The sequence below is a fragment of the Bordetella hinzii LMG 13501 genome, assembly GCF_001548475.1.
Classification (GTDB): domain Bacteria; phylum Pseudomonadota; class Gammaproteobacteria; order Burkholderiales; family Burkholderiaceae_B; genus Bordetella; species Bordetella hinzii.
In genome coordinates this window covers 27,001-50,306 of the sequence record NZ_LRUJ01000038.1, presented here as the reverse complement: position 1 = coordinate 50,306, position 23,306 = coordinate 27,001, and the positions used below count along the sequence as shown (strand labels likewise).

Sequence of the window (23,306 nt, the reverse complement as noted above, 5' to 3'; positions counted from 1 at the left end):
GCCGTTCATCCCGGGCCACGAAGGCGTGGGCTTTGTGTCGGCCGTGGGCGCGGGCGTGAAATTCGTCAAGGAAGGCGACCGCGTGGGGGTACCCTGGCTCTATACGGCCTGCGGCCATTGCCGCCACTGTCTGGGCGGCTGGGAAACCCTGTGCGAGGCGCAGCAGAACACCGGCTACTCGGTCAACGGCGGCTTCGCGGAATATGTGGTGGCCGACCCCAATTATGTCGGCCACTTGCCCGCCAATATCGGCTTTGCCGAGATTGCCCCGGTGCTGTGCGCGGGCGTGACGGTCTACAAGGGCCTGAAGGTGACCGACACCAAGCCGGGTGATTGGGTGGCCATCTCCGGCATCGGCGGCCTGGGCCATATGGCGGTGCAATATGCGCGCGCCATGGGCCTGCATGTGGTCGCGGTCGATGTCGACGACGCCAAGCTGGAACTGGCGCGCCGCCTGGGCGCCGAAATCGTGGTCAATGCCAAGACCAGCCCCGATCCGGCCGCCGAGGTCAAGAAACTCACCTCGGGCGGCGTGCAAGGGGTGCTGGTGACGGCCGTCTCGCCCAAGGCGTTCGAACAGGCCATGGGCATGACCGCCCGCGGCGGCACGATTTCGCTCAACGGCCTGCCTCCGGGGGACTTCCCGCTGCCCATCTTCAGCACCGTGCTCAATGGCCTGACCGTGCGCGGCTCCATCGTCGGCACGCGGCTGGACCTTCAGGAATCGCTGGATTTCGCCGCCGACGGCCGCGTGGCCGCGACCATCAGCAAAGCCCGCCTGGACGACATCAACGACGTGTTCGACAAGATGCACAAAGGCCAGATCGAAGGCCGCATCGTGCTGGACATGAGCGCGTGATCTAGTCTTTCTTGCCTTCATCGGCCGCCGGCGCGGCGGGCATCTCCTGGCGGCGTCGCCAGTGAAAAGCCACCCGGCGGATGCGGGCGCTGCGGAATTGGGTCATGGAGCGGCTGCCCGGCATGGGCAGCCCGCGCTGGGCAGTGTTTTTCATCGTCCGCCTGAGACTTCGATAAAGGAGGCAGTGGAATAGCTTGCCTCCGGGGAAAGCAGCCACATGATGGCGGCGGCGACTTCCTCGGCCGTGCCGCCGCGCTTCATGGGCAGGGATGGCTTGAGCCGGTCCACGCGGCCGGGCTCGCCGCCCGAGGCATGCATGTCGGTATAGATGAAACCCGGGCGCACGGCGTTGACGCGAATGCCCTCATCGGCGACTTCGCGCGCCAGGCCCAGGGTCAGCGTGTCCAGCGCGCCCTTGGACGCGGCGTAGTCCACGTATTCGCCCGCCGAGCCCAGCCGGGCCGCGGCCGACGATACATTGACAATGGCCCCGCCCCGTCCGCCGTGGCGCAGCGCCATGCGCCGCACCGCCTCGCGGCAGCAGATGAAGGCGCCCACCACATTGGTCGCCAGAATGCGCTGGATGCGCGCCGCGTCCATGTCTTCGACACGCATCTGGGTCTCCAGGATGCCGGCATTGTTGACCAGGGCGTCCAGCCGCCCCCATTGCCGGTCCACGGCCTGGAACAAGGCCACGACCTCTGCTTCGCGGGCCACGTCGGCCTGCACCGCCATGGCCTCGCCGCCCTCCTGGCGCAGCGCATCGACCAGGCGGGCCGCCGCATCGGCATTGGCGCGGTAGTTCACGCAGACGGCGTAGCCGCGCCGCGCCGCCAGCCGGGCGGCCGCCGCGCCGATGCCGCGCGCGCCGCCCGTGATCAACACCACCGGCCGGCTCATGCCGCGCTCCGGTCGCGCGCCCATTGCAAGGCGTCTTCCAGCCTGTCGTTGCCCCAGAACATCTCGCCATCGACCAGGAAGGTCGGGGCGCCGAAGATGCCATGCTGGCGGGCACGGTCGACCTGCCGGCGCAAGGCCTCTTTGCTGCTCTCGGCCTTGGCGCGGGCGATCCAGTCGGCGGCGTCGAGGGACAGGTCTTGCAGGACGTCGCGCATCACATCCTCGTCCTGGATGTCGCGGTCTTCGGCGAAGTTGGCGCGAAAGACCGCGCGGCAGAAATCCAGGCCCCAGGCCTGGTGCTGGCCCAGCAGGGCCAGGCGCGCGGGCAGCACCCCCACTCGCGGGAAAATCATGGGGCGGTTGTAGGGCACGCCATATTTGTCGGCCAGCCGAGCGATGTCGCGCATCATGTAGGCGCCCTTGCCGGGAAAGAGCCGGAAGGGGCTGTCGTTCCAGCCCTGGGCCTGGAAGATCGGCCCCAGCAGAAAAGGCTGCAACACCAGCCCGACCCCGGCCGCGCGGGCCAGCGCATCGACGCGGGCCATGGCCAGATAGCTGTAGGGGCTGGCGAAATCGAACCACATCTCAACGCTGGGCGCGGCGGGAAGGGTCATCAGGAGGCACTCCGGCAGTAGGGACGGGCGCGGCGCGCGGGCCGCGAATGGCGACATCGCAGGCAGGGCCGCGAGCCGTTCCAGCCCAAAGCATAGAACAGCGCTCGGCGCGCCGGAAGCGCCTGGCCTTGCGCGGCCAGCCCGCCGGGGCGCCCGCGCCCGCTTATTCGTTCACCTGCTATTGGACGGCCGGAAGGTAATATTGCTCAAGCGACTTTCACGGCGTCATGACATGAGTTTTGCGAATGCCATTCCCTCTCGCTAAATTACCGCCCCTGGACCTGGTGCGAGGCTTTGTGGCGGTGGCGCGCCGCATGAGCATCACCCAGGCCGCACAGGACCTGCACGTGACCCAATCGGCCGTGAGCCGGCAGATCCGCAGCCTGGAGGCCCATCTCGGGGTCGCCCTGCTGCGGCGCGGCTTTCGCAGCGTCTCGCTCACGCCCGAAGGCGCCCAGCTGTTCCGCCTGGCCGATCCCTGGCTGACTGAACTGGGCGAGCTCAGCGCGCAGTGGCGCACGCCCGGCCGGCGCCTGCCCGTGACGGTCACCACGACCATAGGCGTGGCCTCGCTCTGGCTCCTGCCCCGCCTGGGCGCCTTCCAGGCCGCCCATCCCGATATCGACGTGCGGGTGGCCGCCGACAACCGGGTCATGGACCTGGACCGCGAAGGCGTGGACATCGCCATCCGCTATTGCACGGCCGAACACGTGAGCGAGGACGCCCAGTGGCTCTTCGGGGAGACCGTGCTGCCGGTGGCCCATCCTTCGCTGGCCATGACGCGCCTGGACGGCGACAGCCTGCAAGAGCAGGTCTTGCTGGAATTCGACGATCCCACGCGCCCCTGGCTGCAATGGGACAGCTGGCTGGAATCGCGCGGCCTGGGGCGCACCAGGCCCCGGAGCATGCTGCGCTTCAACCAATACGACCAGGTCGTCCATGCGGCGCTGGCCGGCCATGGCGTGGCCCTGGGCCGCCACGCCCTGATCGCGCCCATGCTGGCCGACGGCCGGCTGCGCGCCGTCGGCGGAGAGGCGCCCGGCAGCACGCCGCTATCGTACTGGCTGGTTCGCAATCCGCGCCGGCCCTCGGCCGAGGCTGACATCGTGGCCGAATGGCTGCGAACTCAGGCATTATCCGAGGCTGACCGATAACCCCTACGACGGAGCCCTGCCATGTCTTTCGCCCGCATCGCGGCCGCCCTGGGATTGACCCTCGCCCTCATGGGCGGCGCCCAGGCCTCACCTGTCCAGACCGCGCAAGCGCCCGGCTTTCATCGCATGGCATTGGGCGACTTCGTCGTCACCGCGCTCTACGACGGCTACGTCGACCTCGACCCCAAGGTCCTGACCGGCGCTTCGCCCCAAGATGTCCAGCGCCTGCTGGCCGACATGTTCGCCCAGCGCGCCAGCGGCATGCAGACCGCCGTCAACGGCTATCTGGTGCACACGGGCGCCCAGTTGGTGCTGATCGATACTGGCGCCGGCCATTGTTTCGGCCCGACGCTCGGCCAGCTGGACAGCAATCTGCAGGCCGCCGGCTACACGGCGGCGGACGTGGACGCGGTGCTGCTGACCCATCTGCATCCCGACCATGCCTGTGGACTGATCACGCCCCAGGGCCAGGCGCGCTTTCCGCGCGCCAAGGTCTATGCCGCGCGCGAAGAGACCGCCTATTGGCTGAGCCAACCCATCGCCGCGGCCGCGCCCGAGGCGGCCCGGCCCATGTTCGCCATGGCCGCCCAGGCCGTGGCGCCCTACCAGGAAAGCGGCCGTTTCATTGCCTATGACGGCGACCCGGGCATCATGGCGGGCCTGAGCATCGTCGAGAGCCCGGGCCACACGCCCGGCCATCGGTCCTACCGCCTGAGCTCGGGCGGCCAGACCCTGCTGATCTGGGGCGACATCGTGCACAACCACGCGGTGCAGCTGCCCCGGCCCGAGATCGCCATCGAGTTCGACGTGGAAAGCGGCCAGGCGGTCGCCACGCGGCGCCAGCTCCTGGCCGACGCGGCGCGCGAACGCCTGTGGATAGGCGGCGCGCACCTGCCATTCCCGGGGCTGGGCCATGTGCGGCCGGACGGCACGGGCTATGTCTGGGTGCCGGTGGAGTACGCGCCCCTGCGCAACAAATAGCCCGGCCCGCCCGCCTAGACGACTTGCACCACCGGATCGCCGACGGCCATCTCGCCGATGACGGCGGCGTCGGCAAAGCCGCCGGCGGCGAAGATGTCCAGCACCTGGGCGGCCGCCTCGGGCGCGCAGGCCACCAGCAGGCCGCCCGAGGTCTGCGGGTCGGTCAGCAGGGCGCGCTCGGTGTCGCCGATCTTGGGCGCCAGGCGTATGGCGTCGCCATAAGAGGCCCAGTTGCGGCCGGAGGCGCCCGTGACCACGCCGTCGGCGGCCAGGGCGCGCACCCCCGGAATCCAGGGCAGGTCGCTCAGGCGCAGCCTGGCGGTCAGGCCGGCGCCGCGCGCCATCTCCAGCGCGTGGCCCAGCAGGCCGAAGCCGGTGACATCGGTGATGGCGTGCACGCCGGGCAGGGCGCCCAGGTCCGATCCGGGACGGTTGAGCTGGGTGGTGGCCGCCAACATGGCCGCGTAGCCGGCCTCGTCCAGACGGTTTTTCTTCAGGGCCGCCGACAAGATACCCACGCCCAGCGGCTTGCCCAGGATGAGCACGTCGCCGGCGCGCGCATCCGCATTGCGCTTGATGAAATCGGGGTGGACCAGGCCCATGGCCGCCAGCCCATAGATAGGTTCGACCGAGTCGATGCTGTGGCCGCCCGCGATCATGATGCCGGCGTCCTGGCAGACGGATTCGCCGCCGCGCAGGATCTCGGCGATCACATCGTGCGGCAGCACGTTGATGGGCATGCCGACGATGGCCAGCGCCATGATGGGCTTGCCGCCCATGGCATAGATATCGGACAGCGCATTGGTCGCGGCGATGCGCCCGAAGTCGAAGGGATTGTCGACGATGGGCATGAAGAAATCGGTGGTGGCGATCAGGGCCTGCTGGTCGTTGAGGCGATAAACCGCCGCATCATCGGAGGTCTCGGTGCCCACGAGCAGGTTGGGGTCGCTGCGCTGCGGGACGAAACGCGACAGCAATTCCGACAGGACGCCGGGAGCGATCTTGCAGCCGCAGCCTCCGCCATGGGACAGCGAGGTCAATCGCAAAACAGTATCGGTGGACATGCGCGCTCCGTGGGATCAAGGGCGAGCAAGGCATGGCACCGGGCCCGCCGGGGAGGTGGCGGAAGGCAGCAGGAGTCGAACCTACCTGGGAACGTCTGACGTCCCCAACTGGGTTTGAAGCCCAGCCGTGCCACCGGGCACGCATGCCTTCCTTGAACGGGCCTCTATGATAACGACTCGTCCCCGGCTTGTGGGTGCGCATAGAGCGCGCTGTCAGCGCGCAGCACATGGCCGTCCCGCAAGCGCCGCGTATACCCCACCCGGTCGAAGAACTCCAGGATCTGGATGGCGCGCTTGCGCCCCAGGCCGGTCAGGTCCCTGAAGGACGCGGCCTCGGCGCTGCCCTGCTCGCGGCATAGCCCGGCCACCATGGCGGCCAGCGCCTGCACCGGTTCGTGGTGATAGAAAAGATCGCGCACCACCTGGACCACGTCGCCGCGGCGCAGCAGCTTGCGCATCAGGCGGCGCATATCGTCTTCGGGCACATGCAGCGCGCGCGCCAGGTCGCGCACCCAGGGCGGGTCATAGCGGCCCTGCCGCAGCAGCGGCAGCGCGCGCTCGGCCAGCACGGTCTCGGCCTCGTTCAGGGATACGCCATGGCCGGGCAACTGCCACCAGACGCCATTGCGCCGCGCCAGGCCCTGCCCGGCCGCGCTTTCCAGCAGGGCCTGCCAAAGCTCGGGCGTGGCCTGCGGCCAGGCCATGCGCCGCAGCCGCGCGGCATCGGCGCCCGGCTCATCGGGAAACTGCGCATGGAAGGACGCGAGCGCGGCGCGCAGGTCTTCGTGCAGGGCCTGCCAGCGTCCCTCGTCGATCAGGATGCGGCCGCCGCCCTGGCGCGGCGCCACCCAGCGCGCGGCGGCCGGCACGCGGGCGGCCGCGCCCAGGCGCAGGACCGTGAGTTCGGAGATTCCCAGGGGCGCCTGCGCGAGCACGGGCAGCAGATCGCCGTCGGCCAGATAGGCGGCGACGGCGTCCAGCCAGGCCAGGCGCGCGGGCGAGCGGCGCTTGCGGTCCGGCGCGTTGGGATCCAGCACCTGCCCACCGCCGACGGTGCGGCTGGCCTGGGCATTGCGGACGATGTAGCGGTCGCCAGGCATGGCGCACTGCGGTTCGTCGAAGACCAGCTGCACCCGCCCGGCCTGGCCGGCGGCCAGCTCGGCTGGCGCCAGCGGCACGGCATGGGCCAGCGCCCGCGCCGCGCCCAGATGCACATGCACCGGCGTCCAGGCCGACAGCGGCGTCTCGCCGTGCCAGCGCAGGTCGACATCGATATGCCGCGAGGGCGTGAAGCAGCGCGCATCGGCCACCCAGTCGCCGCGCGCGATATCGTCCTTGTCCACCCCCGGCAGATTCAGCGCGCAGCGCTGGCCGGCTACGCCGGTATCGCTGCTGCGGTTCTGCGCATGGATGCTGCGCACCCGGACCGGCCGGCCAGCCGGCATAAGACGCAGGTCGGCGCCGTCTTCGCCCACGCGCACCCTGCCGTCGTGCACGGTGCCGGTCACGACCGTGCCGTGGCCGGCCAGCGTGAAGGCGCGGTCGATCGCCAGGCGGAACAGGCCGCTGGCCGCGCGCGGCGCCAGGGCCTGGGCCTGGGCGTGCAGCCAGGACTTGAGCTCGGCCACGCCGGGGTCGCCCGGCTGGCCGGCGGCCACCACGAATAGGGGCGCGTCCTGCAGAAAGGAGGCCGCGGCCAGCGCCCGGATTTCGTCCTTTACCGCTTCGATACGGCCGGCGTCCGCGCGATCGGCCTTGGTGATGACGACCGCTCCCCGGTCCACGCCCAGCAGGCCGAGAATGGCCAGGTGCTCGCGCGTCTGGGGCATCACGCCATCGTCGGCGGCCACCACCAAGAGCCCGAAATCGATGCCGCTGGCGCCGGCGGCCATGGTATGCACGAGCTTCTCGTGCCCGGGGACATCGATGAAGCCCAGCACGTCGCCGTTGGGCAAGGGCGTATAGGCATAGCCCAGCTCGATGGAGATGCCGCGCGCTTTCTCTTCCTTGAGCCGGTCGGTATCGACTCCGGTCAGGGCGCGCACCAGGGTGGTCTTGCCGTGGTCGATATGACCCGCGGTGCCGACGATCATGCCAGGGGCTCCGTCAGCTGGGCGGCGAACTCGGCTTCGTCGCGCTCTTCGAGGCAACGCAGGTCGAGCCAGAAGACATCATCGTCGATCCGCCCGATCACCGGCCGCGGCAGCGCGCGCAAGCCGGCCTGCAGGCGCTCCAGGTGGCGGCCGGCGCGGCCACGGCCCAGGTAGCGTATGGCCAGGCCGAAGCTGGGCAGCTGGTCGATGGGCAGCGCGCCGCTGCCGATCTGGCTGAACATCGCCACGCCCTGGACGCCGAACCCGGGCCCCACGGCGTGCTGCACAGCCGCGCGCAGGCGCTCGGCCTGGGCCTGCATCAGGCGCTGCGGACGTGTGAGCAGGCGCAAGGTGGTCAGCCGTTCGGCCAGCTTCTCCGGCGCCCGGTACAGGGCCAGCACGGGCTCGAGCGCGGCCAGCGTCAGCTTGCCCACGCGCAGGGCGCGCTTGAGCGGATTTTTCTTGATCTTGCGGATGAGGTCGGCGCGGCCGACCAGCAGGCCCGCCTGCGGCCCGCCCAGCAGCTTGTCGCCGCTGAAGGTGACGAGGTCGGCGCCGGCCTCGATGGTCTCGCGCACCGTGTCCTCGCGCGGCAGGCCCCATTGCGTCAAGTCCAGCAAGGTGCCGCTGCCCAGGTCCACCGTGGCGGGCAGGCCCTGGGCGTGCGCCATGGCGGCCACCTCGGCCACGCTCACGCTCTTGGTGAAGCCGGTCACGGCGTAGTTGCTGCAATGCACCTTCATCAGCATCGCGGTGCGCGGGCCGATGGCATTGGCATAGTCGGCGGCATGCGTGCGGTTGGTGGTGCCGACCTCGATCAGCCGCGCGCCGGCGCGCTTCATGATGTCGGGGATGCGGAAAGCACCGCCGATCTCGACCAGCTCGCCGCGCGACACGATGACTTCGCGGCGATCGGCCAGCGCGTTGAGCATGAGCAGCACCGCCGCGGCATTGTTGTTGACCACCGTGGCGGCCTGCGCGCCGGTCAGCTCGCACAGCAGCGCCTCGATGAGATCATCGCGGTCGCCGCGCGCGCCGGTCTCCAGGTCGAACTCCAGGTTGGCCGGGCGCGTGAGCGCGCGCAACACCGAGTCGACCGCTTCGTCGGGCAGGAGGGCGCGGCCCAGATTGGTGTGCAGCACCGTGCCGGTCAGGTTGAAGACCGCCGTCAGGCGCGGCGCATTGCGCGATGCCAGCGCCCGCGCGGTGGCCGCGGCCAGCATGCCGGCCTCCAGCTCGGCGCCGTCCAGGCCGCCGGCCAGCGCCCGTTCGCGCAGGCCCTGCAATTGTTCGCGCAGCATGGCCACGACCTGGCTGCGGCCGTAGCGCTCCAGCAGCGCCGCGTAGTCTGCGTGGTTGAGCAGGCGGTCCAGCGAAGGGATGTCGCCCGGCGTGGCCGGCCGCGCGCTCATTCTGCGCTCTCCTCGTGCCAGAGCAGCGGATTGCCGCTGGCCCGGTGGTAGCCCGCCTCGCCCATCAGCACGTCCAGCGCCAGGCTGGCGAGATCGTCGGCCACGGGGTCGACGTGCAGGTCTTTCTCTTGATAGAAGATCTTGCGGTAGCTGTGGCAGCTGTCGCAGGACTCGGCCTTGATGGCCTCGGAACGGCCGGCGATGTTGTGGTAGGCCACGTCCTTGGTGTTCTGGCAGTGGCTGCAGGTCACGCGCACCAGGTGCCATTCGCAGGAACACAAACCGCAGGCCAGGTAGCGCAGGCCATCCGACTGGCCGCCCACGCGCACCACGCTGGATACCGGCAGGCTGCCGCACATGGGGCAGACCCCGAAGGGGCTGGCCACCGGCATGGCCTTGGGATCGAAGCGGCAGGCCATGTCGGTCCAATAGACTTGCAGGGCGGCCATCACCAGGGGCGCGGCGGCGCTGTCCACCCCCACCGCCCGCTCGGCCAGCAGGGCGTCGGCCAGGTCTTCGACCGCCTGCGGATCGCGGGCCAGCGCCGCGCGCCAGCGCTCGCAGACCTCGCGCGCCGCCTCGGGCGTGGCGGGCAGGGCGGCCACGCGCGCCAGCAGCTGGTCCAGCACCTCGCGCCAGGCCGGATCACGCTCCCAGGCCACGGCCTGCAGCGGCGGCATGCCGTGGGCCTGGGCCAGGTCGACCCGCTCGGCGGCCGGGCCCGGGAAATGGCAGGACGCCAGCGCGGCCTGTTGGGCGTCGGCCACGTCGGCCATCAGCCGCAGATAGCCCGCGATGGGATTGTCTTCGGCCAGGGCCCGCAGGCGCGCGGCGCGCGCGCTGAAGACCGTGGCGCGCTCGGGCTGGCGCAGGCGGGCAATGGCGGTGTGATCCAGGGATTCAATCTCGCCGCGCGGCAGAATTCGCTGCAAAGCACTCTCCAGAGAAACAAACACGGCTGCGGGCGCGCCAAGCGCGCAACGCAGCCGTGCGGCGGGCCGTCGGGCCCGGCGGGGACGGTGGCGGGCTTATTCGCCGCCAGGCGACTCCTTGCGAACCGAACGGAACCAGGCGCGATGATGTTTCCAGGCCCAGCCCCAGCTCACGGTGCCGCGCACCATGGCCCGGACCGAACCCTTGACCCAGATCGCCGCGTAGATATGCACAATGATCGCGCAAATCAACACAAAAGCAAAAACGGCATGCAACAGCGAGGCGACGCGGATACCGTCTATCGGGAAATACCCGGCGAAGTAGGGACGCCACATCACGATGCCGGTCAGGACCAGGCCCAGCATGCAGATGACCAGCACATAGAACAGCAGCTTCTGGCCGGCGTTGTACTTGCCGACCTCGGGCAGCTTGTCCTCGCGGTTGTTCAGCACATCGCCCAGCTGGCGCAGCCACTGGCGGTCGTTCTTCGTCATCAGGTTGTGCCGCCACATATGGCCGGCGAAGACGAAGAAGCAGACAAACATCACGACCCCGATGAAGGGGTGCAGGATGCGCGTCCAGGGGCCGCCGCCCAGCAAGGCATAGAGCCAGGAGAAGGCCGGATGGAAGAGGGCCAGGCCCGAGAGGGCCAACAGGATGAAGGTCAGCGCGATCAGCCAGTGATTGGTGCGCTCACCGGCCGTATAGCGCAGGATCTGCTTGGAGCGACGGGGATCAGCCATGGCGCGCCTCCTCTTCAGCCTTGCGTTCGTCTTCCTCGTCGGTCTCGTTGGGGCCGACCCGGATGTAGTGCAGGAAGCCGGCCAGCGCCGTCAGCGCCATGGCGGCCACGCCCAGCGGCTTGGCGATGCCCTTCCAGAGCGAGACCATGGGACTGATCTTGGGATCCTCGGGCAAGCCGTGATAGAGCTGCGGCTTGTCGGCATGGTGCAGCACGTACATGACGTGCGTGCCGCCCACGCCCTGGGGATCGTACAGGCCGGCGTTCTGGAAGCCGCGCGACTTCAGGTCTTCGATCCGTTCCGCCGCATGCTGCTTCATGTCGTCCTTGGTGCCGAACACGATGGCACCGGTGGGACAGGTCTTGACACAGGCGGGCTCCTGGCCGACGGCCACGCGGTCCGAGCACAGGGTGCATTTATAGGCCTTGTGGTCCTTCTGCGAGATGCGCGGAATATTGAACGGACAGCCGGTGATGCAGTAGCCGCAGCCAATACAGTTTTCTTCGTGGAAATCCACGATGCCATTGTTGTATTGGATGATGGCGCCCGGCGAGGGACAGGCCTTCAGGCAGCCCGGGTCCTCGCAGTGCATGCAGCCGTCCTTGCGGATCAGCCACTCCAGGTCGCCCTTGTCGTTCTCGTACTCCGAGAACCGCATGACAGTCCAGGAATGCTCGGTGAGATCGGCCGGGTTGTCATAGACCCCCACGTTCACGCCGATCTCGTCGCGCAGATCATTCCACTCCATGCAGGCCACCTGGCAGGCCTTGCAGCCTATGCACTTGGAGACGTCGATCAGCTTGGCGACGCTGCCGGTCGAGGGCTCGCGCACGCCGGGCGGCGGCGTGGTGGTGGCGGAGCGCCGTTTGATGTCCAGTGATTGCATCGACATGACTTGGCTCCTATGCCTTCTCGACCTTGACCAGGAAGGACTTGAACTCGGGCGTCTGGCTGTTGCCGTCGCCCACGAAAGGCGTCAGCGTATTGGTCAGGAAGCCCGGTTTCGCTATCCCCACGAAACCCCAGTGGATGGGTATGCCCACCTGGTGCACGGTGCGGCCCTCGATGGTCAGCGCCTTGATCCGCTTGGTGACCAGGGCCACCGCCTTGATGTAGCCGCGGTTGGACGACACCTTCACGCGCGAACCATTGGCGATGCCCAGCTCCTTGGCCAGCGCCTCGCCGATCTCGACGAATTGCTCGGGCTGCAGGATGGCATTGAGCCTGACGTTCTTGGTCCAGTAGTGGAAGTGCTCCGTCAAGCGGTAGGTCGTGGCCACATGCGGGAATTTATCCGCCTTGCCCATGGCCTCCAGGTCCGACTTGAACACGCGCGCGGCCGGGTTGCTGACGGCCAGCGGCTGCTTGGGATGCAGCGGGTTGTAGCCCAGCGGGTTCTCGAAGGGCTCGTAGTGCTCGGGGAAAGGCCCTTCGGCCATGCCGGCCCGGGCGAAGAAACGCGCCACGCCCTCCGGGTTCATGATGAAGGGGCCCATGCCGCCGGCCGGGTTCTCGTCACCCTTGAAATCCGGGATATCGGCGCCCCCCCAGGCCTTGCCATTCCAGGCGACCAGACTGCGCCGCGGATTGAAGGGCTTGCCTTCCAGGTCGCAGGAGGCGCGGTTGTACAGCACGCGGCGGTTGGCCGGCCAGGCCCAGGCCCAGTTCAGGGTCTGCCCGATGCCGGTCGGGTCGCTGTTGTCGCGCCGGGCCATGAGGTTGCCCGCCTCGCTCCAGGCGCCCGCGAAGATCCAGCAGCCGCTGAGGGTCGAGCCATCGTCGCGCAGCTCCGCGAAACCGGCCAGCTGCTCGCCGGCCTTGCGGGTGACGCGCGTCGGATCCTTGGGATCGGTCAGGTCGACCAGCGCGCGGCCAGTGTACTCCTTGGCCAGCTCGACCGCCGTGGGGTTGCCCGGATTGGAATACGGCCACCACAGGTTGACGATGGGGTCGGGATAGACGCCGCCGTCCTTGCGGTACATCTCGCGCACGCGGGTGAAGAGATCAGCCATGATCTCGATATCGCTGCGCGCCTCGCCCGGGGGCTCGGCGCCCTTCCAGTGCCATTGCAGCCAGCGGCCCGAGTTGACCAGCGTGCCCTCTTCCTCGGCAAAGCAGGTGGTGGGCAGGCGGAAGACTTCGGTCTGGATCTTGGCCGGATCGACGTCGTTGTGTTCACCCACATTGCGCCAGAACTCCGACGTCTCGGTGTTCAGAGGGTCCATGATGACCAGGAACTTGAGCTTGGAGAAGCCCTCGGTCAGCTTGGCCTTGTTGGGCGCGGCGGCCAGCGGGTTGAAGCCCTGGCAGATGTAGCCGTTGACCTTGCCCTGGGTCATCAGCTCATACGTCTGCAGCATGTCGTAGAGCTTGTCCAGCTTGGGCAGATAGTCGTAGGCCCAGTTGTTTTCCACCGTCGCCGACGGACCCCACCAGGCCTTCATGAGGCTGACGTGGAACTTCTTGTAGTTCTGCCAGTAGCTCAGCTGGTTGGGACGCAGTGGCTTGAGCGCGCGCACGTCGATGTATTTGCCGAAATCCTGCTCGCCTTCGCCGGGCAGGGTCATATAGCCCGGCAGCAGGTTGGACATCAGCCCCAGATCGGTCAGGCCCTGGATGTTGGAGTGCCCGCGCAGCGCGTTCATGCCGCCGCCGGCCACGCCGATATTGCCCAGCAGCAGCTGCAGCATCGCGCCGGTGCGGATGATCTGCGAACCGATGGAGTGCTGCGTCCAGCCCAGCGCGTACAGGATGGTGGCCGCGCGGTCCTTGGTCGCCGTCGACGCCAGCGTCTCGCACACATGCTGGAACTTGTCCTTGGGCGTGCCGCAGACGCGCTCGACCATCTCGGGCGTGTAGCGCGAGTAGTGCTGCTTGAGCAGCTGGTAGACCGAACGCGGATGCTGCAAGGTGGGGTCGGTCTTGACGTAGCCGTCCTCGCCTCGCTCGTAGTCCCAGGAGGCTTTGTCGTAGCTGCGCTTTTCGGCGTTGTAGCCCGAGTAGATGCCGTCCTCGAACTTGAAGTCCTCGCGGACGATGAACGAGAAGTCGGTGTAATTGCGCACATACTCGTGCTGGACCTTGTCGTTTTCCAGCAGGTAGCGGATGACGCCGCCGAGGAACACGATGTCGGTCCCGGTGCGTATGGGCGCGTAGAAATCGGCCACGGACGCCGAGCGCGTGAAGCGCGGGTCCACGACCAGCAGTTTCGCCTTGTTATGGGCTTTGGCTTCCGTGACCCATTTGAACCCGCAAGGGTGGGCCTCGGCGGCATTGCCGCCCATGATAAGCACGACATCCGCGTTCTTGATGTCGACCCAATGGTTCGTCATCGCTCCACGGCCAAACGTCGGGGCAAGACCTGCCACCGTCGGGCCATGTCAGACACGAGCCTGGTTGTCGAACGCCAGCATCCCCATGCTGCGCACAACCTTGTGCGTGATGTAGCCGACCTCGTTGCTGCTGGCCGAAGCCGCGAGCATGCCGGTGGTCAGCCAGCGGTTGACGGTCTTGCCGTCAGCCGTCTTTTGCACGAAGTTGGCGTCGCGGTCTTCCTTCATGAGCTTGGCGATGCGCGTCATCGCCTCGTCCCAGGACAGGCGCTGCCATTTATCCGAGCCCGGCGCGCGGTACTCCGGATACATGAGGCGGTTGGGGCTGTGGATGAAATCGATCAGGCCAGCCCCCTTGGGACAGAGGGTGCCCCGGTTGACCGGGTGATCGGCATCGCCCTCGATATGGACGATGCTCGCCTTGGCGTTCTTGGCGCCGTCGCCAAGTCCGTACATCAAGATGCCGCAGGCAACCGAACAGTAAGGACAGGTGTTGCGCGTTTCCGTCATGCGCGCAAGCTTGTACTGACGCACTTCGGCCATGGCCGTGCCGGGCGCGGCGCCCAGCATCACCAGGCTGGAGCCTGCCAGCGTCGACCCTGTCACCTTGAAGAACTGGCGGCGATTCATGTTGAGCATGAAGCACTCCCTTCTGGGTGGAGGAAAGTGACGCCATGCCCTGCCTCTTGTAAAGACCCCGCGGGCGTCACAGTTAAAGCCAGTATAGGGTGCTTACATCGTGGATATCAATTGCGCGGCGCACAAAACAAGATTTAGCTCAAGAAAGCGGCGTATTCGCCGATTTTGGCGCGCTGGCGCGCTGCTACGATGCGGCCTTCCTGCCCGCCGCGCCGACGCGAACGGGAGGTGTCCTCATTCCCGTTTTCTGGAGCGCCGCATGCGCCGCCTGAACGTGGCCATCCTCTCGCTGGCCGCCCTTTTCGCCCCTTTGCCCGGCCCGGCCCAAGGCCTGGCCGACCCGCCCGTGCCGGCCGCCACGGCCGAGATCCAGCGCATCGCCTTCGATGCCTATGTCTATCTCTACCCCTTGGTGTCCATGGACCTGGCGCGGCGCCAAGCGGTGTCTCCCAAGGCCTCGGGCCAGGCCGGCCATGCGCCGGCCAACCGCTTCTGGATGCAGCGCGCCGGGGCGGCGGGCGGTGCCTGGGCGCATGCCGACATGCTGCGCATGACGGCATGGCTGGACCTGAGCGACGGGCCCGTGGTGATTTCGGTGCCGCCCACCCAGGGACGGCTCTACACCCTGACGCTGCATGATCTCTGGAGCGACGCCTTCGCGGTCCTGGGCAAGCGCAGCACCGGCACCGGGCGCGGCAATTACGCCGTGGTGCCGCCCGGATGGACCGCGGCGCTGCCGCCGGCCATGCAGCGCATCGACGCGCCGACCAGCCACGTATGGCTGCAGGGGCTGCTGCAGCCCGGAGCGGCCGCCGAGACCCAGGCCTTGCAGGACGGCTTCATCCTGACCCCGCTGCAGGACTGGAACCGGGGCGCGCAGTCCATGCAGGTCAAGTCGGACCCCGGGCTGGATCTTGCCACCCCGGTCGCCCGGCAGGTGGCGAAAATGCCGGCCGATGTGTTTTTTGCCTACGGCGCCGAGCTGCTGCGCAAGAATCCCGCGCACGATACCGACCAGCCCATGCTGGCGCGCCTGCGCCGCCTGGGCATCGCGCCGGGGCAGCAATTCGTCCTGTCGAAGCAGGACAACATCGTGCAGCAGGCCTTGCGGCGCGCCGCGCGCGAGGCGCCGGCCTATATCGAAACCCTGGCCCGCGCGCGGCAGCCGGACGCCCGCGGCTGGGTGGCCGAGCGCGAGGCCATGGGCGCCTATGGCAGCGCCTACCTCAAGCGCGCCTGGATGGCCTGGCTGCAACCCGGCGCCGAACTGCCCGAGGATGTGCTGACGCTGCGCCTGGTGACCGACGCCGACGGCTTGCCGATCGACAGCGGCGCGCGCTATGTGCTGCGTTTCGAGGCCGATGAACTGCCGCCGGGCGACGCCTTCTGGACCCTGGCGGCTTTCGACGCGCAAGGCCAGACCGTGCCCAATCCCTACCGGCGCCACAGCGTGGGCGACCGCGACCCGCTGCGCTACAACCCCGACGGCTCGCTGGAGCTTTATCTGCAGGCCGATCCGCCGGCCGAGGCCGACCGGGCCAACTGGCTGCCGCTGTCGGGCGAGGCCGTCAACCTCCTGCTGCGCATCTACCTGCCTGCCGCCGCCGCCCTGGACGGCCGCTGGAATCCGCCCGTGCTGCGGGCCGAGCGCTCCGAAGCGGCGCCGGCCGATAACGCGGCGCCGCAATAGGCGAGTACGATAGCCACTTCGCAACTCGCAACACCGCCATGGAAGACGCTTTCAGCCACCAGCTCTCGATGACCATCCTGATGACGCCCGACATGGCGAACTTCTCAGGCAATGTGCACGGGGGCACCATACTCAAATACCTGGACCAGGTGGCCTATGCCTGTGCGAGCCGCTATGCCGGCCAGTACGTGGTGACCCTGTCGGTGGACCAGGTGGTCTTTCGCGAACCCATCCACGTGGGCGAACTGGTGACCTTTCTCGCCTCGGTCAATTACACCGGCCGCACGTCGATGGAAGTGGGCATCAAGGTCGTGACCGAGGACATCCGCCGCAAGCTGGTGCGCCACACCAACAGCTGTTATTTCACGATGGTGGCGGTCGACGACCAGGGCCAGCCCACCGCCGTGCCACCGCTGGAGCTACGCACGGTCGAAGAGTGCCAGCGCTTCGAGGCCGCCAAGCAGCGCCGCGCCCTGCGCCAGGAAATGGAAAACCGGCACGACGCGATCAAGCGGCAGGCGCACGATCCGAGCGCCGCGGCTCATCCCTAGCCAACATGCGCTTGACGCCCAGCCACTGCTGGGCCCAGAAACCGCGCCCGTAGTCGCGGCCGCCGCCTTGCGGCAGCTGGTCGTGGATGCCGGTCGGGCCGTAATCGCCATCGAAGCGCGCCGTGCCGAACAACATGTCCCAGACCGGGAACAGGGCGGCGAAGTTGTAGCCGCCGGCCGGCCCCGGCGATGAGGCGTCGTAGGCGATGGAATGGTGCTGGCGGTGAAAGCGCGGCCCCACGACCAGGCGCGCCCCCAGCCGGCCGAAACCGGCGCGCAGGTTGGCATGCGACAGGCTTTCGGTCAGCTGGGTGATGGCCACCACGGCCACGAACTGCGCCGGCGGCACGCCGATCAGCTGGGACACCAGAACGATGACCACGTCGCGCAGCATGTCGTCGAGCAGGTGATTGCGGTTGTCGCTCCAGAGCGTCATCTGCCGCTGGCTGTGATGCAGCGAATGCAGCGCCCACAGCCAGCTGTAGCGATGCTGGGCCCGGTGGTAGAAGTAGTCCACCAGGTCGAAGACCAGCAGATAGAGCAGCAGGCTGGCCCAGGGACCGTCGGTCACGCCCGGCCAGACCTGGTCGAGCTGGAAAGTTGCCAGGCCCCAGGTGTGCAGGGTGCCGAACACGCTGTCCCACAGCGGGTCAACGGTGAAAAACAACAGGATACGGAACAGGCCCAGGCGATGCACCAGGGTGTAGATCACGTCCACGAAGACCTGCTGGCGGTCGCGCACCGCCTCGACCGGGCGCCAGCGCTCCAGCGCGCCGAAGATCAGCACCATGATGACAATCTGGACCAGGCCGACCAGCAGCCACATCGTGCCGTCGTAGGCGTCTTCGATGATGCTGGCCAGGCCCAGGTGAAAAAGCACGGGCTGCACGGCCGTCTCGAACAGCCATTGCTGGCATTGTGAAAACAGCTGGCTGAGTGTTTCCATGGTGAATCAGTGATGCGTGGCAAGCCACTGGCGATACGCCGGATGCGTATCGAGCGTGGCGAAACAAAAGCCCTTGGCCTTCAGCCCGGTGATCAGCGGCTCCAGGACGGCCGGCGCCCAGGGGTCCTTGCGCGACCAGATGCCCAGGTGCGCAAGCAGGATATCGCCCGGCCGGATGCGGCGCAATGCCTGGTCCAGCAGGGCGGCGTTGGGATATTTGTCGCTGGGCAGCTCATCGCCCAGAAAACCGGCGTCGGCCCAGCCGGCATGGGCATAGCCGCAGCTGCGGGCCGCCGCCAGCAGCGCGGGCGAGGTCTTGCCGCCGGGCGCGCGGTACAGCGGCAGCATGGTCTTGCCGGTCATTTCGGTGAAACGCTGCGCCGAGCGCTGGATTTCGCGGCAATATTGCGCCGCCGTCCACGTCTGGGTCTTGCCGCTGTCCGGGCCGGCGCTGGGACGCACGCGGAAACCGCCATCGGGCAGGTCGCCGCGCCAGTAGACGTGATCGTAGGTGTGCGAGCCGAACACATGGCCTTCGGCGGCACGCGCCTTCCACCAGGGCGCCCATTGCGCGTCCAGGCTGCTGCCGTCGCCGAGGGTGCGCTCGTTGGCCAGGAAGAAGGTCGCGTGCACGCCCTGGCGCTTGAGAACGTCGGCGACGAGATCGGCCACCCCCATGTGCCCGGTATCGAAGGTGAGATAGACGGGCTTGTCGCAGGCCGCCGGCGCGGCCAGGGCCTGGGAGACGGCGGCGGCCAGCAGGCCGGCCGCCCATATCCGGCGCCGGTCAGCGGGCCGGCGCATGGTTCAGCGTCCACACGCCGTGCGGGGACTTGCCCACCCGGACCTGTTTGCTGACGGTTTTCTTTTCAAGATCGATGACCGTCAGCTTGCCCGCCCAGCGCGAGGTGACGAAAAGCAGCTTGCCGTCCTTGGAGACGTCCATGCAGTCCGGGCCGCCCGGCGCCGCGAAGGTGTCGGTGACCTCCAACGCGCGCATGTCGATGCGGCTGATGGTGTTGGCGCTGCGGTTGCTCACGAAGAGATGGCGGCCGTCGCCCTGGGCGCGGAAGGCATGCGCGCCGGCGCCGGTCTTGATGCGCTTGATGAGCTTGGCCGGCTTGGCGGTCAAATCATAGGCCTCGACATAGTTGTCGCCCGTCAGCGCCACCAGCAGGATCTTGTCGTCGCCGGTGATGAAGACATCGGCCGGCGTCTTGCCGACCGGCATGGTCCACAAGGGCTTTTGCGTGGCCAGGTCGATGGCGATCACTTGGTCGCTGTCCTGCAGCGACACGTAGGTGACCTTGCTCTTGCTGTCGATGGCGATATGGCTGGGCGTCTTGCCCGCCGGCACGCGCTTGGCCAGCTTGAGGTCGAAACCCTGGCCCTGTCCCAGCGGCTTGTACTCGTAGATGTCGATGTGGTCCAGGCGGTTGGCCGCCGTGACGAACCACTTCATGTCAGGCGAGAAGCGCAGCTGGTAGGGATCGACGATGCCGGTAAGGGTGCGCTGGATGTCGCCGGTGCGCGGGTCCATGAGGGTGATGGTATCGCTCAGCGCATTGGCGACCATGAGCGACTTTTCGTCGGGCGTCAGGTAGAGGTGATGCGGCTCCTTGCCGGTCGGCACGCGCCGCAGCTCGGTATAGGTGGCAGGATCGATGATGCTGACATTGGCGTTGAGCGAGTTGAGCACGAAGATCGGGGCCGCGGCCGCCGACAGGCTGAACGCCATCCCCGCGCTCGCCAGAGCGCAACGGATCAGATGCAGGGGATTCAAGGTGTGGCAATACCTAAAAAGATCAGCGGCAACACGGCCGGTGTGCCGCCATTTTGGCATAGCCACCTGACGAAAAGTGCAACGCGCGATACGCCGCGGGCTTTCCGCCCGGCCTGTTGCGGCTGGGCAACAACCAGGCAGAAATGCCCGCGTTTTCAGGCACCTGCGCGCCGGGCAAGCGGCCTCGCCGTGCTCGCCAGCGCCATCAGCGCCAGCCCGATGAGACCCGCGCCGTAGACGTCGGTCGCCGGGACCAGGCCCAGCCGCTGCGCCAGCAGGCCGGCGCCGATGGCCGGCAGGCTGAGCGCCAGGTAACTGAGGACGTAGACGGCGGCCAGCAAGCTGCCGCGCTCATGCGGTTCGGCCAACGGCATCACCATGCGCAGCGCGCCCTGGAAACCCACGCCGAAACCCATGCCCGCCACCACCGAGGCCAGCAGCAGCGCGGGCGTATGGGCCAGGTGCGTGCCGACCAGCAGAATGGCCAGCCCCGCGACCAGGCCCACGGCGCCGGCGCGCAGCAGGAAGCGCGCCGACCGGCGGCGCAGCAGCAGGATGCCGGCCGCGGCGCTCAAGGTGTTGATGCAGACCGCCCAGCCGCCCAGGCCGGCCAGGCCGGTGACGTCGGCCAGCAGCGAGGGGCCCAGCGACATATAGAACCCCCCCAGGGCCCAGACGGCCATGGACATGGGCGCGGTACGGACGAAGGCCTCCCGCGCCGGCGGCGGCACGCGCACCCGCGGCCGCAGGGAAGCCCAGGCGCCGGGCCGGCGCGGCGCGCTTTCTCGCATGCGCCAGACGCCGACGGCCAGCAGCGCGAACAGCGCCAGCAGCGTCCAGAAGACGGTGGCGGCCGTGCCATGATGCAGGGCCATCCAGCCGGTCACGCCCATCACGCCCAGGGCCATGCCCAGCATGGGCGCCAGCGTGTTGACCAGGGCGCCGCGCTCATGGTGCACATCGAGCAGGGCCGCGCCCAGCGCGCTGCCGGCAATGCCGGTGGCGAAACCCTGCACGATGCGCGCCAGCATCAGCCAGGCCACGCTATCGGCGCGCGCGAAGACCGCCATGGATGCCATTTCGAGGACCAGCGCGGCCAGGATGACGGGGCGGCGGCCCAGGTGATCGGACAGCGCTCCGGTGGTGAGCAGCGCCACGAGAAGCGAGAAAGCATAGACGGAGAAGACCAGCGTCAGCAGGCTGGGGGAAAAGCCCCAGGCCTGCTGATAAAGCCGGTACAGGGGCGTGGGCGCGCTGGAGGCCGCGAGGAACAGGCCCAAGGTGGCGGCGGGCAGCAAGAGGGCGCGGACGGGCGGCGAGGCGGACATGACGGGATAACTCCGGCATAATAAAAGCAAAATTTTTGCGTTTGCACATTCTGCCCGGCTTTCCGGGTTAAAGCAAATATTTAGCTTTTATGAACACTCCTACGGACAAGCCCACGCCGCGCCCGGGCGGACGCAGCGCCCGGGTACAGGCCGCCGTGCACCAAGCCGTGCGCGAACTCCTGGCCGAGATGCCGCGCGAGCAGGTCGGTTTTCCCCAGGTGGCCGCGCGCGCCGGCGTCACCCCGTCCACGCTCTACCGGCGCTGGGGCGATATCGGGCAGCTGCTGGCCGATGTCGCCCTGGAGCGCTTCCGGCCCGTGGCGGCGCCGGCCGATACCGGCAGCCTGCAAGGCGACCTGCAGGCCTGGGCCGAGCAATACATCGAAGAAATGGGTTCGCCCCTGGGCCGCACCCTGATGCGCGACATGCTGACGGCCTCCGAGGATGACGAGATTCCCTGCGCCTGCGTGGACATCATCCGCGAGCAGCTCGGCGCCATCCTGGCGCGCGCGGCCGCGCGCGGCGCGCGGGCGCTGCCCACGCTCGATGCGCTGATGGACGATCTGGTCGCGCCGGTGGTGTTCCGCATTCTCTATAGCCAGCAACCCGAGCCCGGCTATGGCCGGCAGCGGGTCGCCGAGCTGCTTGCCCGCCTTCCGGCCTAGGCGGGGGAGGACAGATTCCGATTGCAGTTTCACGCCCATTTAATAGAATGAGAGTTATTTTCATTTACATTGGGCGCCCACGTGTTTTCTGCCTCCCAAGACGATGTCCACCGACTCTACGCCGATCATCATGGCTGGCTGAACGGCTGGCTGCGCAAGAAGCTGGGCAACAGCTTCGATGCCGCGGACCTGGCCCAAGACACTTTTGTGCGCGTGCTGCGGCACCGCCGCGAGCTGCCCGCCGTGCGCGAGCCGCGCGCCTATCTGGTCACCATCGCCGGCCGCTTGCTGCTCAATCACTACCGCCGCCGCTCGCTGGAGCGCGCCTATGAGGAGGCCCTGGCCGCACTGCCGGCCGAGTGCGCGCCCGCGCCCGAACAGCGCTTGCTGATCCTCGAAACGCTGGACCAGATCGACGCCTTGCTGGCGGCCCTGCCGGCCAGGACGCGCACCGCCTTCCTGCTGGCCCAGGTCGAGCGCCTGCCCCAGGCCGATATCGCCGAACGCCTGCAGATATCGGTGCGCACGGCGCAGCGGCACATCCTGCGCGCCTATGAGCAGTGCATCCTGGCGATGGGCGACGCATGAACCCGGACGCCGCGATCGACCGCCATGTGGCCCGCGAAGCGGCGCGCTGGCTCATGCACCTGGCTTCCGGCCAGGCCAGCGCCGAAGACACGGCCGCCTGCGACCGCTGGCGCGCCCGCAGCGCCATGCATGAACAGGCCTGGCAGCGCGCCCAGCGGCTCAAGGCGCTGCTGGGCGCGCTGCCGCCGGAGCTGGCCCGCGCCACGCTGGAGCGGCCCGCCGTCAAGACCCGGCGCCTGGCCCTCAAGACCCTCGCCGGGCTCATCCTCGGCACGCCGGCCGCCTGGGCGGCCTGGCGCGGCGGCGAGCAGTCCGGCCTGCTTGCCGACTACCGCAGCGCGCCGGGCGAACGGCGCGACCTGACGCTGGCCGACGGCACCCTGGTCACCCTGAACAGCGGCACGGCGGTGGACATCACCGCCGACGGCCTGCGGCTGCGCGCCGGCGAAATCTATGTCCGCGCCGGCGACCATCCCTGCGTGGCCCACACGCCGCAAGGGCAGGTCGGCGCCAGCCAGGCCCGCTTCGTCCTGCGCCTGCTGGACGAGGGCTGCCGGGTCGAGGTCTACGAAGGCCGGGTGCGCCTGCAGCCGGCCCGGGGCGCCGCCGCCACCGTGCCCGCGCCCCGGACCGCCTGGTTCGACGCCAGCGCGCTGCATGCCCTGGCCACGGCCGTGGACGGCCAGCCGCCCTGGCTGCGCGGCGTGCTCCAGGCGCGCGACATGTCGCTGGCCGAATTCGCCGCAGAGATCGCCCGCCACCGGCGCGGCGTCGTGCGTTGCGACCCGTCCGTCGCCAGGCTGCGCGTCTCGGGCACGTTCCAGCTCGACAATACCGAAGGCGTGCTGCGCGCGCTGCCGGCGCTGCTGCCCGTGACAGTGCGCCGCCGCGGCGCCTATTGGGTCGTGATCGGCCCGCTGGAAACCTGAATGATTCTTGTTACAAAAAAAAGGCGCATGAGCTGTCCGGTTTGGACTGCTCGCCGGTCATGGGAAGCAATGGCTACGGCTATCTCTGACCGGAACGACCCT

General features: G+C 68.4%; 22 protein-coding genes and 1 tRNA gene. 8 read left to right on the top strand and 15 right to left on the bottom strand.

The genetic code is table 11. From position 1 onward, the window contains the following. On the top strand, positions 1-859 hold an 859-nt coding region (locus AXA74_RS19820), incomplete at its 5' end, for a zinc-dependent alcohol dehydrogenase (protein WP_060833253.1). 1 nt (position 860) lies between these two features. On the opposite strand, the gene AXA74_RS24515 is transcribed toward AXA74_RS19820, so the two are convergent. From AXA74_RS24515 to AXA74_RS19810, 3 genes are read right to left on the bottom strand one after another with little or no spacing between them, the layout of a single operon-like run. Beyond that, the gene (locus AXA74_RS24515) at positions 861-1,013 is read right to left on the bottom strand and encodes a hypothetical protein (RefSeq protein WP_164725174.1); all 153 of its coding nucleotides are present in this window, start codon (positions 1,011-1,013) and stop codon (positions 861-863) included. Continuing rightward, entirely contained in the window at positions 1,010-1,759 is a 750-nt protein-coding gene (locus AXA74_RS19815) for an SDR family oxidoreductase (protein WP_029577622.1), read from the bottom strand. The genes AXA74_RS24515 and AXA74_RS19815 overlap by 4 nt, the downstream gene beginning before the upstream one ends. After that, positions 1,756-2,373, bottom strand: coding sequence for a 2-hydroxychromene-2-carboxylate isomerase (locus tag AXA74_RS19810; protein ID WP_029577623.1), 618 nt, complete (start codon positions 2,371-2,373; stop codon positions 1,756-1,758). Before AXA74_RS19810 ends, AXA74_RS19815 begins: the two co-directional genes overlap by 4 nt. Before the next feature lie 245 nt (positions 2,374-2,618). Here AXA74_RS19810 and AXA74_RS19805 point away from each other — a divergent pair, with 245 nt between their 5' ends. Both AXA74_RS19805 and AXA74_RS19800 read left to right on the top strand, forming a co-directional pair. Beyond that, positions 2,619-3,527, top strand: coding sequence for a LysR substrate-binding domain-containing protein (locus tag AXA74_RS19805; protein ID WP_029577624.1), 909 nt, complete (start codon positions 2,619-2,621; stop codon positions 3,525-3,527). A gap of 21 nt (positions 3,528-3,548) precedes the next feature. Continuing rightward, a complete protein-coding gene (locus AXA74_RS19800; protein WP_029577625.1) occupies positions 3,549-4,508 on the top strand; it encodes an MBL fold metallo-hydrolase in 960 nt (319 codons plus the stop codon). 14 nt (positions 4,509-4,522) lie between these two features. Here the strand turns inward: AXA74_RS19800 and selD are convergent, their stop codons facing one another. The 8 genes from selD to fdnG form a co-directional block, all read right to left on the bottom strand. Beyond that, positions 4,523-5,572: a selenide, water dikinase SelD gene (gene selD, locus AXA74_RS19795; RefSeq protein ID WP_029577626.1), complete on the bottom strand. Its 1,050-nt coding sequence runs from the start codon at positions 5,570-5,572 to the stop codon at positions 4,523-4,525. Positions 5,573-5,628: 56 nt separating this feature from the next. After that, a tRNA-Sec gene (locus AXA74_RS19790) sits at positions 5,629-5,724 on the bottom strand. A 12-nt stretch (positions 5,725-5,736) separates the two neighbouring features. Further along, entirely contained in the window at positions 5,737-7,665 is a 1,929-nt protein-coding gene (selB, locus tag AXA74_RS19785; protein WP_032979620.1) for a selenocysteine-specific translation elongation factor, read from the bottom strand. After that, on the bottom strand, positions 7,662-9,077 hold the full coding sequence (selA, locus tag AXA74_RS19780) for an L-seryl-tRNA(Sec) selenium transferase (RefSeq protein ID WP_029577628.1): 1,416 nt from the start codon (positions 9,075-9,077) through the stop codon (positions 7,662-7,664). Before selA ends, selB begins: the two co-directional genes overlap by 4 nt. Further along, the gene (gene fdhE, locus AXA74_RS19775; protein WP_029577629.1) at positions 9,074-10,009 is read right to left on the bottom strand and encodes a formate dehydrogenase accessory protein FdhE; all 936 of its coding nucleotides are present in this window, start codon (positions 10,007-10,009) and stop codon (positions 9,074-9,076) included. The genes selA and fdhE overlap by 4 nt, the downstream gene beginning before the upstream one ends. 96 nt (positions 10,010-10,105) lie before the next feature. Continuing rightward, the gene (locus tag AXA74_RS19770) at positions 10,106-10,753 is read right to left on the bottom strand and encodes a formate dehydrogenase subunit gamma (RefSeq protein WP_029577630.1); all 648 of its coding nucleotides are present in this window, start codon (positions 10,751-10,753) and stop codon (positions 10,106-10,108) included. Continuing rightward, complete coding sequence (gene fdxH / locus AXA74_RS19765; protein WP_029577631.1) at positions 10,746-11,645, bottom strand: formate dehydrogenase subunit beta; 900 nt, start codon at positions 11,643-11,645, stop codon at positions 10,746-10,748. Before fdxH ends, AXA74_RS19770 begins: the two co-directional genes overlap by 8 nt. A 10-nt stretch (positions 11,646-11,655) precedes the next feature. After that, on the bottom strand, positions 11,656-14,724 hold the full coding sequence (fdnG, locus tag AXA74_RS19760; protein ID WP_155271759.1) for a formate dehydrogenase-N subunit alpha: 3,069 nt from the start codon (positions 14,722-14,724) through the stop codon (positions 11,656-11,658). Between the two features lie 259 nt (positions 14,725-14,983). Between fdnG and AXA74_RS19750 the strand changes: the two genes are divergently transcribed. Together AXA74_RS19750 and AXA74_RS19745 are read left to right on the top strand one after the other, a co-directional pair. Next, positions 14,984-16,414: a DUF1254 domain-containing protein gene (locus AXA74_RS19750; RefSeq protein WP_032979618.1), complete on the top strand. Its 1,431-nt coding sequence runs from the start codon at positions 14,984-14,986 to the stop codon at positions 16,412-16,414. 38 nt (positions 16,415-16,452) lie between these two features. Then, positions 16,453-16,965, top strand: a complete 513-nt coding sequence (locus AXA74_RS19745; protein ID WP_029577635.1) for an acyl-CoA thioesterase — start codon at positions 16,453-16,455, stop codon at positions 16,963-16,965. Here AXA74_RS19745 and AXA74_RS19740 read toward each other — a convergent pair. The 4 genes from AXA74_RS19740 to AXA74_RS19725 all read right to left on the bottom strand — a co-directional run bounded on the left by AXA74_RS19740 (position 16,922) and on the right by AXA74_RS19725 (position 21,022). Then, positions 16,922-17,911 (bottom strand): sterol desaturase family protein, encoded by a 990-nt coding sequence (locus AXA74_RS19740; protein ID WP_029577636.1) that lies wholly within the window; start codon positions 17,909-17,911, stop codon positions 16,922-16,924. The two genes, AXA74_RS19745 and AXA74_RS19740, sit on opposite strands and share 44 nt — an antisense overlap. Before the next feature lie 6 nt (positions 17,912-17,917). Continuing rightward, positions 17,918-18,715, bottom strand: a complete 798-nt coding sequence (locus AXA74_RS19735; protein WP_060833252.1) for a polysaccharide deacetylase family protein — start codon at positions 18,713-18,715, stop codon at positions 17,918-17,920. Further along, a complete protein-coding gene (locus AXA74_RS19730; RefSeq protein WP_029577638.1) occupies positions 18,699-19,694 on the bottom strand; it encodes a YVTN family beta-propeller repeat protein in 996 nt (331 codons plus the stop codon). Before AXA74_RS19730 ends, AXA74_RS19735 begins: the two co-directional genes overlap by 17 nt. Before the next feature lie 155 nt (positions 19,695-19,849). Then, a complete protein-coding gene (locus AXA74_RS19725; RefSeq protein WP_029577639.1) occupies positions 19,850-21,022 on the bottom strand; it encodes an MFS transporter in 1,173 nt (390 codons plus the stop codon). 89 nt (positions 21,023-21,111) lie between these two features. Here AXA74_RS19725 and AXA74_RS19720 point away from each other — a divergent pair, with 89 nt between their 5' ends. The 3 genes from AXA74_RS19720 (at position 21,112) to AXA74_RS19710 (ending at position 23,204) form a co-directional block, all read left to right on the top strand. Next, positions 21,112-21,687 carry a TetR/AcrR family transcriptional regulator gene (locus AXA74_RS19720; RefSeq protein WP_029577640.1) on the top strand — a complete coding sequence of 192 codons (576 nt, stop codon included), beginning with the start codon at positions 21,112-21,114 and terminating at the stop codon, positions 21,685-21,687. A gap of 69 nt (positions 21,688-21,756) precedes the next feature. After that, entirely contained in the window at positions 21,757-22,275 is a 519-nt protein-coding gene (locus AXA74_RS19715) for a sigma-70 family RNA polymerase sigma factor (RefSeq protein ID WP_032979617.1), read from the top strand. After that, entirely contained in the window at positions 22,272-23,204 is a 933-nt protein-coding gene (locus AXA74_RS19710; RefSeq protein ID WP_032979616.1) for a FecR domain-containing protein, read from the top strand. The genes AXA74_RS19715 and AXA74_RS19710 overlap by 4 nt, the downstream gene beginning before the upstream one ends. Positions 23,205-23,306 lie beyond the last annotated feature (102 nt).